6 protein-coding genes are annotated in these 16,852 nt (G+C 74.9%); 1 reads left to right on the top strand and 5 read right to left on the bottom strand.

The features are described from left to right. The 5 genes from ACWDVB_RS13390 to ACWDVB_RS13370 all read right to left on the bottom strand — a co-directional run. Window positions 1-1,810: type I polyketide synthase (locus ACWDVB_RS13390; RefSeq protein ID WP_451611963.1), on the bottom strand; the 1,810-nt coding region annotated here is incomplete at its 3' end. Between the two features lie 7 nt (window positions 1,811-1,817). Continuing rightward, the gene (locus ACWDVB_RS13385; RefSeq protein WP_451519156.1) at window positions 1,818-10,601 is read right to left on the bottom strand and encodes a type I polyketide synthase; all 8,784 of its coding nucleotides are present in this window, start codon (window positions 10,599-10,601) and stop codon (window positions 1,818-1,820) included. Beyond that, the gene (locus tag ACWDVB_RS13380; protein ID WP_451519157.1) at window positions 10,602-10,886 is read right to left on the bottom strand and encodes an acyl carrier protein; all 285 of its coding nucleotides are present in this window, start codon (window positions 10,884-10,886) and stop codon (window positions 10,602-10,604) included. It abuts the gene before it with no gap. Further along, window positions 10,883-13,180, bottom strand: a complete 2,298-nt coding sequence (locus tag ACWDVB_RS13375) for an AMP-binding protein (protein WP_451611962.1) — start codon at window positions 13,178-13,180, stop codon at window positions 10,883-10,885. The genes ACWDVB_RS13380 and ACWDVB_RS13375 overlap by 4 nt, the downstream gene beginning before the upstream one ends. After that, on the bottom strand, window positions 13,177-14,325 hold the full coding sequence (locus ACWDVB_RS13370; RefSeq protein ID WP_451519159.1) for an acyl-CoA dehydrogenase family protein: 1,149 nt from the start codon (window positions 14,323-14,325) through the stop codon (window positions 13,177-13,179). The genes ACWDVB_RS13375 and ACWDVB_RS13370 overlap by 4 nt, the downstream gene beginning before the upstream one ends. A gap of 135 nt (window positions 14,326-14,460) precedes the next feature. On the opposite strand from ACWDVB_RS13370, the gene ACWDVB_RS13365 reads away from it, so the two are divergent. Continuing rightward, on the top strand, window positions 14,461-16,839 hold the full coding sequence (locus ACWDVB_RS13365; protein WP_451519160.1) for an acyl-CoA dehydrogenase family protein: 2,379 nt from the start codon (window positions 14,461-14,463) through the stop codon (window positions 16,837-16,839). The last annotated feature ends 13 nt before the right edge of the window (window positions 16,840-16,852 follow it).

Raw genomic sequence — 16,852 nt, 5'->3', positions numbered from 1 at the left:
CACCCCCACCCCCACCAAAAACCACATCCCGCAAAGAACCCCTCAACACCCCATCAAACCCCGAACACACCTCATCAAAAGCCTCAGCGAACACCGGAAACGCCTCATACAAACCCCGCCCCATCCCCACCCGCTGCGCACCCTGACCCGAGAACAGAAACCCGACCGGTCGGCGTTCGCCGCTCGACGGCGCGCCCGTTGCCAGTCGGTCGTCGCCGAGCCATACGGAGCGGTGCGAGAGCTGCGTACGAGCCGCCAGGGCGGCGCCGACCTCGGCCGGGTCGGTGGTGGGTGAGGCGGCCAGCCATTCCCGGAAGCGGTTCTCCTGCCTGCGCAGTCCGTCCTCGCCCCGCCCGGACACGACCCAGGGCACGACCGGCAACTCCCGGCCCTGCATCGGCAGTGCACGGGAGGGCTCTTCCGGCGCCTGCTCCAAGATCACGTGGACGTTCGTGCCGCTGATCCCGAACGACGACACACCCGCCCGACGCGGCCGCCCCACAACCGACGGCCACGGCCTGTTCTCCCGCAACAACTCCACCGCACCCGCCGACCAGTCCACCTCCGGCGACGGATCGTCCACATGCAACGTCTTCGGCAGCACACCGTGCCGCAACGCCATCACCGTCTTGATGACGCCCGCCGCTCCCGCCGCGGCGGCCGTGTGCCCGATGTTGGACTTGACGGAGGCGAGCCACAGCGGATCGCCGCCGTCCCGTTCCTGTCCGTAGGCCGCCAGGAGTGCCTGGGCCTCGATGGGGTCGCCGAGTTCGGTTCCCGTGCCGTGCGCCTCCACGGCGTCCACGTCGGACGGGGACAGACGCGCGTCGGCCAACGCCGCGTGGATGACGCGCTGTTGGGAGGGGCCGTTGGGTGCGGTCAGGCCGTTGCTGGCGCCGTCCTGGTTGACGGCGGTGCCGCGTACCACCGCGAGGACACGGTGGCCCAGGCGGCGGGCATCGGAGAGGCGTTCGAGGAGCAGCAGGCCGACGCCCTCGCTGGAGCTGAAGCCGTCCGCGGCGGCGGCGAACGCCTTGCAGCGGCCGTCCGGGGCGAGGGCACGCTGGCGGGAGAGTTCGACGAAGACCGCGGGGCTCGCCATCACCGTCACACCGCCGGCGATGGCCAGCGAGCTCTCGCCCGCGCGCAGGGACCGGCAGGCGAGGTGCAGGGCGACCAGGGAGGACGAGCAGGCCGTGTCGACGGTGACGGCCGGGCCCTCCAGGCCGAGCTGGTAGGCGAGGCGGCCGGAGAGGACGCTGGAGGTGTTGCCGGTGAACGCGTACCCCTCGGTGCGCCGGGGCGCGCGGACGAGGTCCGGGATGTAGGTGGACGTCGACGCGCCGACGAAGACGCCGGTCGCGCTGGACCGCAGGGTCGCGGGGTCGATCCCCGACCGTTCGAGGAGTTCCCAGGACGCTTCGAGGAGGAGGCGCTGCTGGGGGTCCATGGCGAGGGCCTCGCGGGGTGAGATGCCGAAGAACTCGGCGTCGAACTCGCCCGGGTCGCGCAGGAACCCGCCCGCGCGGACGTATGACTTCCCGGGGGCGCCGGGGTCGGGGTCGTAGAGGCCGTCGAGGTCCCAGCCGCGGTTGTCGGGGAACCCGGTGGTGGCGTCCGTGCCGCTGACGACGAGGTCCCACAGCTCCTCGGGGCAGCGTGCCTCGCCGGGGAACCGGCAGGCCATCCCGACGACGGCCAGGGGTTCGCGGTCGGAGCCCGCGAGGCGCCGGTTCTCGTCGCGGAGGCGTTCGGTCTCCTTCAGGGACGCGCGCAGTGCGGCGACGATGTCCTCGGTGGGGGTGCTCACCTGTGACTCACCTGTCACTCTCGTTGCCCGCGATGCGGAGCAGGTCCTGGACGCTCATCGCGTCGATGGGGTGGGCGGGCCCGCCGGGCGCGTCGTCCGGGGCGAGCTCGCCGTGCAGATGCCGGGCCAGCAACGCCGCCGTGGGGTGGTCGAAGATCAGCGTGGCGGAGAGGCGGAGGCCCGTCGCCGCGCGCAGGCGGCCCCTCATCTGCACGGCCGTGACCGAGTCGAAGCCGAAGTCCTTGAAGGCCCGGTCCGGTTCGACGGCGTCCACGCCGTCGTGCCCGAGGACGGACGCCACCTCGCCGCGGACCAGGTCCAGGAGGATCCGCTCGCGTCCCGCCGCGGTCGTCTCCCCGGCGAGGCGTGCCGCAAGGGCCGCCGCCCGCGATCCGGGGCCGCCGCCCGGCGCGCCGTCCCGGTCCGGCCCCGCGCCGCTCCCGGCGCCCGCGCCGGGGATGTCGGCGATGAGGGGGCGCGGGCGGGCCGCCGCGAAGGACTCGGCGAAGCGGGGCCAGTCCATGTCGGTGACGGAGAGCGTGGTGTCGCCCCGCTCGACGGCCTGCCGCAGGGCGGCGAGTGCCATGGGCGGCGGCATGGGGCGTACGCCGCGCCGGGTGAGGAACCGCTCGGCGTCCGGTGTCGCGGCGCCGCCGCTGTCCGCCCAGGCGCCCCAGGCGATCGAGGTGACGGGCAGTCCGCGCGCGGCGCGCCGCTCGGCGAACGCGTCGAGGTAGGCGTTGGCGGCCGCGTACGGCCCCTGGCCGCTGCTGCCGTAGACACCGGCGTTGGAGGAGAACAGGACGAAGGCGTCGAGCCGTCGGTCGCCGAGGAGCGCGCCCAGGTGGGCGGTGCCCACGACCTTGGGTCCGAGGATCTCCGCGAGGTCGGCCACGGTGACCTCCGCGAGGGGTTTGCGCTCCCCGATCACCGCGGCGGCGTGGACGACCGTGGTCAGCGGCGACTCGTCCGGGATCCGCGCGAGGACGCCGGCCAGTGCCTCCTTGTCCGTGACGTCACAGGCCTCCACGACGACCTCGGCCGTGCCGGACCGCTCCAGCTCGGCGAGGAGTTCGCTCACGCCGGGCGCGTCCTTGCCGCGCCGGCTGACCAGGACCACCCGTTCGGTGCCCGCTCCGGCGAGCCAGCGCGCCACCTGCGCGCCGACGCCGCCGGTGCCGCCGGTCACCAGTGCCGTGCCGCGCACTCGCCAGTCGGGCGGGGCCGGGCTCTCCAGGGGTGCGGGTGTCAGGCGCCGCACCCATGCGTTCCGGCCGCGCAGCGCCACCTGGTCCTCGTCGCCCAGGGCGCCCGCGAGCACCGCGCACAGCGCGGGCCCGGGGTCGCCGCCCACGTCCACCTGGCCGCCCCAGCGTCGGGGCTCGTCGAGGCCGAGCACCCGTGTCAGGCCCAGTACCTGCGCCTGGGCCGGGCTGGTGACGGGGTCGTCGGCGCCCACCGACACGGCGCCGCCGGTCACGCACCACAGGCGTGCCTCGACCTCGGCGTCGTCCAGTGCCTGGGAGAGGACGACCGTGGCGGCCAGCCCGGCGGCGACGCCCGGTTCGGCCGCGTGGGGTTCTTCGTCGAAGGCGAGCAGCGAGACGACCCCTTGGATCTCCCCGGACTGCCGTGCGGCGGCGGTACGCAGTTGCCCGGCGAGCCCGACGCGGTCGACCCGTGCCGCATCCACAACAACCTCACGCACATCAGCACCGCCTGCCGCCAGGGCGGCCAGGCACCGCGCCACCGTCCCGCCCTCCGCGCATGGCGCAGCCTTGTCGTCGTCCGCACGCCGCGCCGCCTCATCGTCCGCCGCACCCCGCGTCGCCGTCCCGTCTTCCGCACGCCGCGCCACCGTCCCGTCCGCCCCGCACCGCTCGGGCAGCACGACAAGCCACGTCCCCGCCAGTTCCGCCGGGGTCGGCAAGGGCGTCCGTCGCCACGTGACGCGGTAGCGCCAGGATTCGCCGACGTGTCGTTCGTGGTGGCGGCCGCGCCAGGTGGCCAGGGCGGGCAGCAGCGCTTCCACGGCCCGCCGTTGCTCGTCCGTGGCGTCCAGGTTCAGCAGGCCGGTCAGTTCTTCGGCGTCGCCGCTCTCCACTGCCTGCCAGAAGCCTTCGTCGTCGCCCGATGTGAGGTCCGAGGCCGTAGAACCCCGGCCGCTGGGCAGTTCGGGGCGTCGGGGCCCCGTCCCGGTGAACAGCGCGGGCCAGTCCACGGCGACACCGTGGGCGTGCGCCGCGGCCAGCGAGGTCACGAAGCGGCTCATGCCGCCGTCGTCGCGCCGCAGCGTCTCCAGCGCGGTGATCTGGACGCCCATGGCGCTGCCCGTCTCGTCGAACCCGGCGGCCAGCAGCGGATGGGCGCTGACCTCCAGGAACACCGAGTGGCCTTCCTTGATCAGGGCGCGCGCCGCCTTCTCGAACTCCACCGTCTCGCGCAGGTTGCGGAACCAGTAGGCGGCGTCGAGCCCGGAGCCGTCCATGACGTCACCGGTGACGGCCGAGCAGAACGCGATGTCCGACGAGCGCGGCGCGAGCGGGGCGAGTACGTCCAGCAGCTCGTCCTCCAGCTGGTCCATCTGCGCGGAGTGCGCCGCACAGTGGACGGTGAGGCGACGCACTCGTACGTCCGTCTCGGTGAGGACCGCCTCCAGTTCGTCCAGGGCGGCCATCTCACCGGACACCACCACCGAGCCGGGGCCGTTCACCGCCGCCACCGACAGGCGCTCGCCCCACCGCTCCAGGAGGGCGGTCACCTCGTGCCGGGACATGCGTACGGAGAGCGCGCCGCCGCGCCCCGCGAGGTCCCGGTGCAGTGCCCGGCTGCGCAGGGCGACGATCCGGGCCGCGTCGTCCAGCCCGAGCGCGCCCGCCACACAGGCGGCGGCTATCTCGCCCTGGGAGTGGCCGAGCACCGCTCTGGGCACCACGCCCACGGACTCCCAGAGCCGGGCGAGCGCGACCATCACCGTGAACAGGACGGGCTGGAGCACGTCGTTGCGGGCCAGGTCGGGCGCGCCCTCGGCGCCGCGCAGCACGTCGACGACCGACCAGCCGGTGAACGGTTCGAGGGCGGCCGCGCACGCCTCCGCACGCTCCGCGAACACCGGGGAGGCGTCCAGCAGTTCGCAGCCCATCCCGGCCCATTGGCCGCCCTGCCCGGGGAAGACCATGACCACGCCGGACGGGTCGTCGAGGACGGTGTCCGTGATGACGTTCGGCGCGTCGGCACCGGCGGTGAGCGCGTCGAGCCCGGTGAGGAGCGCGGTCCGGCGCCCGGCGACCACCGTGGCCCGGCAGGGCAGCACGGGCCGGTCCGCGAGCGCGGCCCCGAAGGCGTCGACGTCCAGCGCGGGACTCTCTCGTACGAAGGACGCCAATTGGGCCGCGTAGCTTCGCAGTTCGGCCGGATCCGGGGCTGACAGGACGCACGGAACCGCCGTCTCCGTCCGGCGGACCAGCGGCTCGCGGTACCAGTGGGTGCGGTGGTGCTCCCACGGATAGGCGGGCAGGCTCACCGGGCACACGGGCGTCTCGCCGGGCACCGGCTCGTACCCGGTGGCGAAGAGCTCGGCGGCCGTGTGCACGATCCGCTCCAGCGGGTCGGCGCCGTCGGCGTCGTCGGCATCCCATGGCAGTACGTCGAGGACGATCGTGTCGCCCTCCGGGACCTCGTCGCAGACTTCGTGCCGGGACTGCCGGGGCTGCGGGGACTGCCGGGCCTCGCCGCAGAGTTCGCGCAGCGCCTCCCGTACGCTCACCCGGCCCTCGGCCCACGCCGCGCCGAGCCGCCCCGGTCCCTCGCCGGTGGCGTGCCGCGGGCGCACGCCGATCGCCGCCCACAGCGCGGTGGCGGCGACGTGGTGGCAGAAGACGTGCGCGTCGCGCAGCGCCGGGTCCGGGTTCTCGGTGAGGTCCGTCGAGGTGCCGGTCACGGCGGCAAGGTCGGCCGCGCAGCCGTCCAGGGCGCGCCGGTAGTCGGGGTCGGCGGTGAGCCGCTGCCAGGTGGCGGGCAGCTCGGCGGGGTAGCGGAAGGTGGCCGTGACGGTGGTCTCCGCGTCGCAGCGGCCACGGTGCACGGCGGTGACCGGAGGAGTGTCGCCGCCCGCCGCGGCCGACTCCAGGGCGGCGGCGAGTTCCTCGGCGTCGGCGCCCACGGCGACGATCCTGTGTTCGAGCAAGGAGCGCCGGTGCGTGGCGGTTCCGACGAGCGCGTCCAGGTCAGGATGGGCGGGGTGGCCGGGATGGCCGGGGTCGGTTTCGCGCAGGTGCCGCGCCATCCGGAGCGCGGCGGTACGCAGCGCCCTCGCGCTCGCCGCGGTCACCGGCAGGGCGTACGGACGGGCGTACGGCCGTGCGGGGTGGCGCGGCGCGGCGGTGTCGTCGTCCGGTCGCTCGTTGGCCTGTTCGAGCAGGACGTGCGCGTTGGTGCCGGTGAGCCCGAAGGAGCTGACGCCCGCGCGTGCGGGGCGCCCGTGCCGGGGCCAGGGGCGTGGCGCGGTGGCCAGTTCGACGGGCAGGCCGGCCCAGTCGATGCGGGACGAGGGGCGGTTCACGAGATGGCGCGGTATCCGCCCGTGGTGCAGGGACAGGACCGTCTTCAGGAGTCCGACCACGCCGGCCGCCGCCGCCAGGTGGCCGACGTTCGGCTTCGCGGAGCCGATGAGGAGCGGGGCGTCCGGGGCGCGCCCGGGCCCGTACGCCTCGGCGAGCGCGTTGACCTCGATGGGGTCGCCGACGGGGGTGCCCGTGCCGTGCGCCTCGACGTAGTCCACGTCGGCGGGCTGCCAGCCCGCCCGGTCCAGGGCGCGGCGGATCAGGGCCTGCTGCGCGGCCGCGTTGGGGACGGTGAAGCCGCCCGCGGCTCCATCCTGGTTGACGGCGCTGCCACGGATCACCGCGTAGACGCGGTCGCCGTCGCGGCGCGCCGCCGCGAGCGGTTTGAGCACGAGCGCGACGGCGCCCTCGCCCACGCCGTAACCGTCGGCGGCCTCGTCGAAGGTCTTGCACCAGCCGTCGGCCGCGAGCGCGCCGCTCTCCGACATCGCGACCATGAGAGTGGGGGCGATCATCGTGTGGGCGCCGCCGACCACGGCGACCTCGCAGTCGCCGCCGCGCAGGCCCTGGCAGGCCAGGTGCACCGCCGTCAGCGAGGCGGAGCACGCGGTGTCCACGACCAGGCTCGGACCGCTCAGCCCAAGGACGTACGACAGTCGTCCGGCCACGGCGGCGAACGACGTGCCCGTGCCGAAGTACAGGTCGACGTTGCGCATGTCGCGGGCAAGGAGCTGCTGGTAGTCGGCGGCTTCCAGGCCCACGTAGACGCCGACGGGCCGGCCGGTCAGCGCGGCGGGGCGGCTGCCCGCGTCCTCCAGGGCCTCCCAGGCGACCTCCAGCATGAGCCGCTGTTGCGGGTCGAGTGAGGCGGCCTCGCGCGGCGAGATGCGGAAGAACCCCGCGTCGAAACCGGCGATGTCGTCCAGGTAGCAGCTCCTGCTGGGGATGTCGGCGGCCGCGGCCTCGCCCCATACGGGGTCGTCCCTGCGGCCGGGCGGCGGTTCGGACACCGAGTGCCGCCCCGCCGTCAGCAACTCCCAGAACTCCTGGGGGGATCCGGCGCCGGGCAGGCGGCAGGAAATACCGGTGACGGCGATGGCGGCACCGGCGTCTTCCCCCTCGCCGGTTCCGGGCCCGTCCGCCAGGACGGCATCGACCAGAGCCTCTTCCGGCCCCGCCTCCTGTACGGCCTCCTGTCCTTCCTCCCGTACGGCCTCGCCGTCCTCCCGCGCCCCGAGCTCGGCCAGGTACGCCACGAGCGCCTCGACGGTGGGATGTTCGAATATGGCGGGCACGGGGAGGGTGACCCCGCACTCGCGGTCAAGGCGGCGGCGGAGCGTGGCGGCGCTCAAGGAATCGAGGCCCTGCTCGAACAGTCCCCTCCGGCGCAGCAGGCGCTGGCCGTCGGGGAGGCCGAGGACCTCGCGGACCGCCGTCTCGACGCGGGCCGACAGGGCGCTGCCGCCCGTGCCCGTCGCGCGTTCCCGGCGTACTGGGGACGGAAGCGGTCGTACGTACGTCTCCTCGGCCCGCGGCCGCTGTCCCGCGGGAAGCCAGTAACGGTCGCCGCCCCAGGTGGGCACCGGCAGCGAGTGGTACCTGCCGGGACGCCCGGTGACGTTCTCCCAGTCGATCGGCACGCCGTCGACGTGCAGCCGGGCGAGCGTCCTGTGCAGGGCGAGGCCGCCCGGCTCGTCGCGGTGCAGGGTCGCGTGCGCCTGCCCGGCGCGGCCCCGGTGCCGCAGCGCGTCGGTGAGCGCCCCGGTGAGGACGGGGTGCGGGCCCACCTCGACGAGGGCGCACTCCTGTTCGGCGAGGAGACGGTCGACGGCGGGCCACAGGAGCACGGGGCGGGTGATGTTGCGGGCCCAGTAGTCGGCGTCGACGCCGGTCAGGTCCCGGTCGGGGTCCACGGTGGACAGCCACCGCAGGGTCGCCTCGCGGTGGTCGAGTCCGGCCGCGGCCTCCCGCAGCGGCGGCCCGCAGTGCGCCACGGCCGGGCCGTGGCTGGCGAGCTCGACCTTCAGCCGTCGGCAGCGCAGACCGCGGGCCTCCAGCGCGTCCGCGGCGGCCACGGCGTCCTCGGTGGGCCCGGAGAAGACGCACGACGCGGGGCCGTTGACGGCGGCGACCGCCGCGGCGAGGCCGGTCTCGGCGAGCGCGGCGGCCACCCTGTCCGCGCCGCCCTGAACGGCGTACATCAGGCCGGAGCCCGCGGCGAGTTCCCGGGCGATCGTCGAGCGGACCAGCACCAGGCTCATGGCGTCCGCCAGGGACAGGACGCCCGACACGTGCGCGGCGGTGATCTCGCCCAGGCTGTGCCCGATCACCGCGGCGGGCCGCACGCCGCGCTCCGCGAGCCACCGCGTCACCGCGACCTGCACGGCGAAGATCGCGCAGTGGGAGATGTCCGTGCGGTCGAGGCGGCTGTGCTCGGTGCGGCGCATCTCCTCGGTCAGCGACCAGGACGAGTCGGTCCGTATCAACCCGTCGGTCCGCGTCAGCCCGTCGGTCCCCAGCATCCCGTCGGCCCGCAGCAGCGCGTCGCACTCGTCCAGCGTGGCGCGGAAGACCGGGTCGGTGGCGTGCAGGTCCATCGCCATGCCCGCCCACTGGCCGCCCTGCCCCGGGTAGACGAAGACGGGGGCCGGTGCGGAGTCCGGGTCGGGTACCGCTCCCGTGTAGGCGCCGTCCGGTGGTTCCTCCGGGTCGTCGAGGCCGTCCAGGAGCGCGGGTACGTCCATGGCGACCGCCGCGTACCGGTGGGCCTCGTGGGTACGGCGGGTCGCCGCGGAGGCGATCAGGTCACCGATGCGGTCGGTGCGCGCCGCGTGCTCGCGCAACCCGGTCACCTGCGCGGCGAGACCTTCGGGGCGGGCGGCGGAGGCGAGCAGGAGGTAGGGGGCGCGGCCGGGCCGTACGCCTTCTGGGTCCTCGGGGGCGGCCTCGACGACGGCGTGCACATTGGTCCCGCTGAGGCCGAACGCGCTCACCCCCGCCCGCAACGGCCTTCCCGGCACGGCGAGTTCGGTGTGGTCGAGTGGTACGGCGATGCCCGCCGCCGCCCAGTCGACGGCGGGGTGCAGGCTGTCGATGCCGGGCTGGGCGGGGGCGCGCCCGGAGCCGACGACCCACAGCGCCTTGAGGAGGCCGGTGATGCCCGCGGCGGCGTCGGTGTGCCCGAGGACCGCCTTGAGCGAGCCGACCCGCAAGGGGCGCCCCGGCTCGCGTCCGGTGCCGTAGACCTCGTCGAGCACGCCCAGTTCGTACATGTCGCCGAGGTGGGTCCCCGTGCCGTGCGCCTCGACGTAGTCGACGTCGGCGGGGCCGACGCCCGCGTGGGCGAGGGCGTCGCGCAGCAGCCGGGCCTGGGCGGCGGGGTTGGGGGCGGTCAGGCCCATGCTGGCGCCGTCGTTGTTGGCGGCGGAGCCGCGCAGGACGCCGTGGACGCGGTCGCCGTCGGCCAGGGCGTCGGTGAGCCGTTTGAGTACGACGACACCGCAGCCCTCACCCCGTACCGTGCCGTCCGCCGCCGCGTCGAAGGGGCGGCAGGAACCGGTGGCGGAGAGCGCGCCGACGCGGTGCATGAAGACGCTGATGTCGGGCGTGATGAGGAGGCTGACCCCGGCGGCGAGCGCGGTGTCGCAGTCGCCGCCGCGCAGGCTCTGGCAGGCCTGGTGCACGGCCAGCAGTGAGGAGGAGCAGGCGGAGTTGACGGCGAGCGCCGGTCCCCGGAGGTCGAAGGTGTAGGCGAGGCGGCCGGCCGCGAAGCTGAACTCGACGCCGCTTACGTAGTGCTGGTCGACGCCCGCGGTGCCGAGTGTGCGCGCGTGCAGGAGGTGGTAGTCGCCCGCGAGCATGCCGACGAAGACGCCCGTGCGGGTGCCGCGCCACTGTTCCCGGGTGCGCCCCGCGTCGCTCATCGCCTCCCAGGCGACTTCCAGGAGGAGGCGCTGCTGGGGGTCGAGCAGGCTCGCCTCGGGCGGCGCGATGCCGAAGAACTCCGCGTCGAAACGGGCGACGTCGTCGAAGAACACGCCCTTGGTGGGGGTGCCGTCGGGGTACCGCCCCCAGCGCCCCTCGGGCACGTCGCGGACCAGGCCGCGTCCCGATTCCAGGGCGTGCCCGAGGGAGGGCAGGTCGTGGGTCCCGCCGGGGTAGCGGCAGCCGACACCGACGATCGCGACGGGTTCGGGGGGCGGCGTCTGAGCGGTGCGGGCGTCGGTCATCTACCTCGCGTCCTTTCCCGCTCCCAGGGAGACGACCAGCGCGGTGATGTTGTCGATGTTCTTGAAGCTCTCCGGTGAGACCGCGGTCGGCGGCACGCGCACGCCGAGCCGCTCGCGGATGAAGGCGAGCAGGCGCGCCGTGTTGAGGGAGTTGAGGACGCCCCACTCCAAGAGCGGTGTGCGCGCGTCGAGTTCACCCTTCTCGTCGCCGTCCAGGAAGGTGTCCTTGACGTAGCCCGTGATGAGCTCGGCGGTCTCTTCGGCTGTTGTGGGGCGAGCTGTCATGGGGCGTCCTTCACTGGTTGCGGGGCGTCCTTCACTCGGTGCGGGGCGTCCTTTGCCCGGTGCGGGACGCTCGACGCGAGCGCCGACCGGTCGGTCTTGCCGTTGCGGGTGCGCGGCAGTTCCGGGACCACGTACACGTCGTGGGCGACCATGTAGCGCGGTAGCCGTCCGGCGCAGTGCCGCTTGAGGGCGAGCACTCCCGGGTCGCGTCCGGGCCACGGCACGACGTACGCCACGAGGCGGGCGTCCAGTCCGTCGCCGACCACCACGGCGGCGGCCTCGGCGACGTCGGGGTGCGCGGTGAGGGCGGCCTCGACGTCGCCCAGCTCGACGCGGTTGCCGCGGACCTTGGTCATGTGGTCGCGGCGGCCCAGGTAGTGGAGGGTGCCGTCGGCGTCGGTGCGGACACGGTCGCCGGTGGCGTAGGGGCTGCGGGCGGGTACCGCGCCCCAGTAGCCGAGCATCACCGAGGGCCCCGCGACGAGCAGCTCGCCTTCCTCCCCCGGCTCGCAGGCGGTGCCGTCGGGGCGGGCCGCCCAGACGTGGTCGCCGCTCGCGGCACGGCCGATGGGCAGCGGCTCCTCGCCGGCCAGGTCCTCGGGGGTCGGCTCGTGGAAGGTGCACACGTTCGTCTCGGTGGGCCCGTAGAGGTTCAGGAGCCGGGCGTCCGTCCAGAGCGCCAGCTGCCGGACGTAGCGGACGGGGAAGGGCTCACCGGCGAACAGCACGGCTCGCAGGGCGGCGGGTGCGGGGCGCGCGAGGAGCCCGCCCTCGCGCATCATCAGGGCGAGCACGGACGGTACGGAGTACCAGACGGTGATGTCCTCCTCGTACAGGAAGTCCACCAACTGAGCGGGCGCGTACGCGAGTTCCGCTGAGACCAGGTGAACCGAGGCCCCCGCGGCGAACGCCACGTACAGGTCGAGGACGGACAGGTCGAAGCCGAACGGCGCGTGGTTGGCGAACCGGTCCTCGGGCCGCGCACGCAACTCGGCGGCGGCCCACTCCACGAAGGCGAGGGCGCCCCGGTGACTGACGCAGACGCCCTTGGGGGTGCCGGTGGATCCGGAGGTGTAGAGGAGGTAGGCGAGATCGTCCGGGACGGTGGCTTCGTCCACGGCGGGGGTTCCGTTTGCCGCGGGGGCGGCGTCGCCGGTCCAGGTCACCTGATCCACGGCGCCGGACCCGCTCGCCGCGGGGGCACCACCGGCCCCGCTCTGCGTGCGGGCACCGCCGGACTCACTCGTCGCGAAGGCGCCACCGGATCCGTCCGAGGCGGAGGCGTCACCGGCCCCGCTCGACGCGGAAGCAGCACCACCAGTTCCGTCCGACGCAGAAGCGCCACCACTCCTGTTCCAGGTGGAGGCACCACCGGCCCCGCTCGCCGCTGAGCGCTCACCGGGCCCTTCCGAAGCCGAGCACTCACCGGTCCCGCCCGACGCTGAGCACTCACCGGCCCCTTCCGAAGCGGAGGTGTCACCGGCCCCGCCCGACGCTGAGCACTCACCGGGCCCTTCCGAAGCCGAGCACTCACCGGTCCCGCCCGAGGCGGGGGCGCCACCGGTCCCGCCCGACGCTGAGCACTCACCGGGCCCTTCCGAAGCCGAGCACTCACCGGTCCCGCCCGAGGCGGGGGCGCCACCGGTCCCGCCCGACGCTGAGCACTCACCGGGCCCTTCCGAAGCCGAGCACTCACCGGTCCCGCCCGAGGCGGGGGCGCCACCGGCCCCGCCCGACGCTGAGCACTCACCGGCCCCTTCCGAAGCGGAGGTGTCACCGGTCCCGCTCGCCGCTGAGCGTTCACCGGCCCCTTCCGAAGCCAAGCACTCACCGGTCCCGCCCGAGGCGGGGGCGCCACCGGTCCCGCCCGACGCGAGGGCGTCACGGTCCCCCGCGGGCGGTGGCAGGAGCGGTGCGCACGGGATGCCGGAGCCCAGTTCCGCGGCGGTCTCCTCGATGCGGTCCGCGTCGGTGAGGACCACGCGGGCGGCGCAGTCGCGGGCCATGAGTGCGACGCGGGCGGCGGGGGTGGTGTGGTCGGCGGGGACGTAGGCCGCGCCGAGCCGCAGTACGCCCTGCATCGCGGCGACGGCGGCGGGGGACTTCTGCGTCCACACCACGACGCGGTCGCCGCGGCCGACGCCGAGTCCGCGCAGCCGGTGGGCGAACAGGTCCGCCCAGTGGTCGAGTTGGCGGTACGTGACCCGGCTCGCGGCCCCGGAGACCGCGAGCCGGCCGGGGTATCTGCGCGCGGCGTCGATGAGGAGGCGGTGCAGTTTCACGGACCGGTTCACAGACCGGCCTCCCGGGCGATGAGTTCGCGCTGCATCTCGCTCGTACCAGAGAAGATGGTGCCGGGCACGGCGTCGCGGAGCTGCCGTTCGACCCCGCTCCCGGCGAGGTAGCCGGAACCGCCGTGGAGGTGGACCGCGTCCAGGCTGTTGGCGACCGCGGCCTCCGAGACCGCCACCTTGGCCAGCGCGGCGGCACCGTCGGCGGCGCCGTCCCTGTCCAGCAGCCAGCACGCCCGGTACAGGAGGAGGCGGGCGCTCTCCAGCCGCTGCTTCATCGTGGCGATGCGGTGCGACACGGCCTGGAAGCGGCCGATGGCGCGGCCGAACTGGGAGCGTCGCCCCGCGTGTGCGACGCACATCTCGAACTGCCGGTCCATCATGCCGAGATACGTCGCGAAGAGGCAGGCCCGCTCCCAGCCCATGGAGTGCTGGAAGACGATCTGCCCCTGGCCCTCCGCGCCGAGCCGCCGGGTGTCCGGCACCGGCGCGCCCTCGAACCGCACGCGTCCGGCGGGGCAGCCGTGCAGCCCCATCTTCCGGAAGGGCTCGCCGACGGAGAGCCCGGGGGTGGCGCGGGGCACGGCGAACGCCGTCGTGCCGAGGTAACCGGCCGCCGGGTCCGTCGTCGCGTACGTCACGAAGACGTCGGCGACGGGGGCGTTGCTGGCGAAGGACTTCTCCCCGTCGAGGACGTAGCCGCGCGCCGCTCCGTCGCCGCGCCGCGCCGTCGTGGCGAGGCGGCCCACGTCGCTGCCCGCTCCGTCCTCCGTCATCGCGTTGGCGGCGATGAGCGCGCCGCCCGCGAGCTCGGGCAGCAGTTCGTCGCGTACGTCCTTGTCGGCGAAGTCCCTGATGGGCACGGTGCAGGCGAACAGGTGCGCGCTGACCGCGAAGACCAGGCCGGTGTCCGGGCAGGCGTGGCCGAACGCCTCCAGGCACAGCGCGGTGTCCAGGGCGCCGAGCCCACCGCCGCCGTACTCCTCCGGCACGCACAGCCCGGTGAGCCCGAGGTCCGCCGCGGCCTGCCACACGGGGCGGGTGAACGGCGCGCCCTCGTCCGCCGTGCGGTCGCCGAACCTCTCGCCGGCGGCGGCCATGATGTCACTGCGGCGCTTCTGCTGTGCGGCCGTCAGATCGAAGTCCATGGGTCTTACTAAGGGCCATGGCGTGCTCCGGGGTCATCCCCTAGCCCTCCCCTAGCCACCCCGAGGCGCCACGCCGGGGCCGCCTAGGGGGCGGGCGGCATTGCGCCACGGCGGCCGCTCCCGTCTGGTGACCTCATGACCACTGAGCAGAGCAGGGAGTTCACGCGCGCGGTGCGGGCCGTGGTGGAGCGGACCTGGAGTCCCCCACCGCAGGCGGCCACGGCCGACATCCGCAAGATGTGGGAGGCGGCGGCGGATCAGGGCTGGACGGCCCTCTCCGGTGCCGGGGCCCTCGACGCGGTCCTCACGGTGGTCACCGCGACGGGGCGGGCCGCGTGCCCGCTGCCCGTCATGGACGCGTACGTGGCCGCCCACCTCCTCGCGGACCGGCCCGAGCTGGTCACGGACATCGGCTCGGGCGCGCTGCGCGTCCTCGCCGCCACGGGGCGACCGAGGCGGCCGGGGCAGGCGGAGCAGCCGGGGCAGACAGGACGGTCGGGGCAGGCAGAGCAGCCGGGGCAAGCAGAGCAGCCGGGGCCGCCGGGACAGGCAGGACAGGCAGGACAGGCAGGACAGCCAGGGTGGCCGGGACAGGCAGGACGGCCAAGGCAAGCAGACCAGCCGGGACGGCCAGGGCAGGCAGGACAAGCAGAGCAGCCAGGACGGCCGAAGCAGGCAGAGCAGGCAAGACAGACAGGGCAAGCGGAGTGGGGTCCGCAGGATTCTGTCCGGTGGGCGGAGTGTGGGCCCGCCGTCACGCACGTCCTGCTGTTCCCGCCCGGCGGCGGCCCCGCCCGGCTGCGCCCCGTGGAGCGGGCCACGGCGCTGCCCGGCCTCGCGGTGCCCGCCTGGTCGGAGCTGGGCCTCGGCCCGTCGGTCGCGGACGTCGAGGTCCCCGCCAGGGACGCGGACGAGGCGGTGGTGCTGCTGCGGCTCGGGCTCGCCGCACGGGCCCTGGCCGCCGCCCGCCATGCACACGAACTGGCCGTCGAACACGCCCGTGCGCGGCGGCAGTTCGGCAGGGCCATCGGGTCGTTCGGCGCGGTGCAGCAGCGCACGGCGGCCTGCCAGATCGACGTGGACGCGTGCACCTTGCTGGTGGCCGACGCCGCGCACCGGCACGCCACGGGCGCCGCCGACTGGACGCTCGCCGCCGAGCTGGCCGTCCGGCACATCGAGGCCGTGGCCCCGCGCGTCCAACTGGGCGCCCAGCACACGCTCGCCGCCGCGGGCTACTTCGAGGAGCACGCGGCGCCCTGGCTGCTGCGGCGGCTGCACGCCGACCTGTCCCGGCTGACCACCGTCGCCCGCGCCGCCGGCGGACCCGGCGACGTGCTGGTGGAGAGCGGCGCCGCCCTGCCCGCGCCCGACATGGGCCGCACGGCGGAACGGTTCCGTGGCCGGATGACGTCGTTCCTCGCCGAGCACGCGCCGGAACCCCGCGCCACGCTCGTCGCCCGCGACGACGACCCGGAGCTGGTGTCCGCCGTAGCCGCGCAGGGCTGGTTCGGGATGGCGTGGCCGCCGAGCGCGGGCGGGCGGGGCGCGACGGTCGCGGAGCAACTCGTCCTCCAGGACGAGTTGGTGTACCGGCGGTTGCCGGTCGGCCGGGCGCTCGCCGCGACGGCCACGGTGGGCGCGCCGCTGCTCAGGCACGGCACGGCCGAGCAGCGGGAGCGGCTCCTGCCGCTGCTGCGCCGGGGCGCGCTGCGGGTCTGTGTCGGCTACAGCGAGCCGGAGGCGGGCTCCGATCTCGGCTCGGTGCGCACGCGGGCGGTCCGGGACGGCGACTCGTGGGTGATCGACGGGCAGAAGGCGTGGATCACGGACGCGCACGCTTCCGACGCGATGTGGCTGGCCGCGCGGACCGACCCGGAAGCAGCCCCACCGCACACGGGCATCACCGTGTTCCTGGTCCCCATGGACACCCCGGGCATCACTCTCCGCCGGCGCGAGGCGCTCTCGGGCCATGTGGCGTGCGACGTGTTCCTGGATGACGTACGTATTCCCGACTCCGCCCGGATCGGGCAGGTCGACGCGGGCTGGGAGGTGATCACCGACGGGCTGGGCGGCGAGCGCGTCGTCCTGGCGAGCCTCGCCGCGACGGTGCGGCGGCTGCTGGACGATCTGCTCGCCGAGGTGCGCGCGCGGCCCGACACCGCGGACGGCGGCCGGGGTTCGGCGCTGCGGGACCGGATCGGCCGCCTCGCCGCGGCGGCGCAGGCCGCCCAGCAGCTCACCGCAGCGGTGGGCAGGCCCTCCCTCGCCGCGCTGGTGAAGCCGCGGCTCGTGGTGGCCATGGCGCAGGTGCTCGGCAGTGAACTCGCCGAGGAGTTCGGCGCGGCCGCGCTGGATCTCCTCGGCCCCGACGCGGCGCTCGGCCCGGGCCCGGACACACCGGCCGGCGGCGGCTTCGAGCAGGCGCTTCGCACCGCGCCGATGTACGTGATCGGCGGCGGCAGCAACGACGTCCTGCGCGGCCTGATCGCCCGCGGCCTGGGCCTTCCCGCGTAAGCCGGGTTTTTCG

This window comes from Streptomyces sp. NPDC003379 (genome assembly GCF_053589195.1).
The sequence above is the reverse complement of the archived record's forward strand: the minus strand, read 5'-3'. Positions and strand labels throughout refer to the sequence as shown.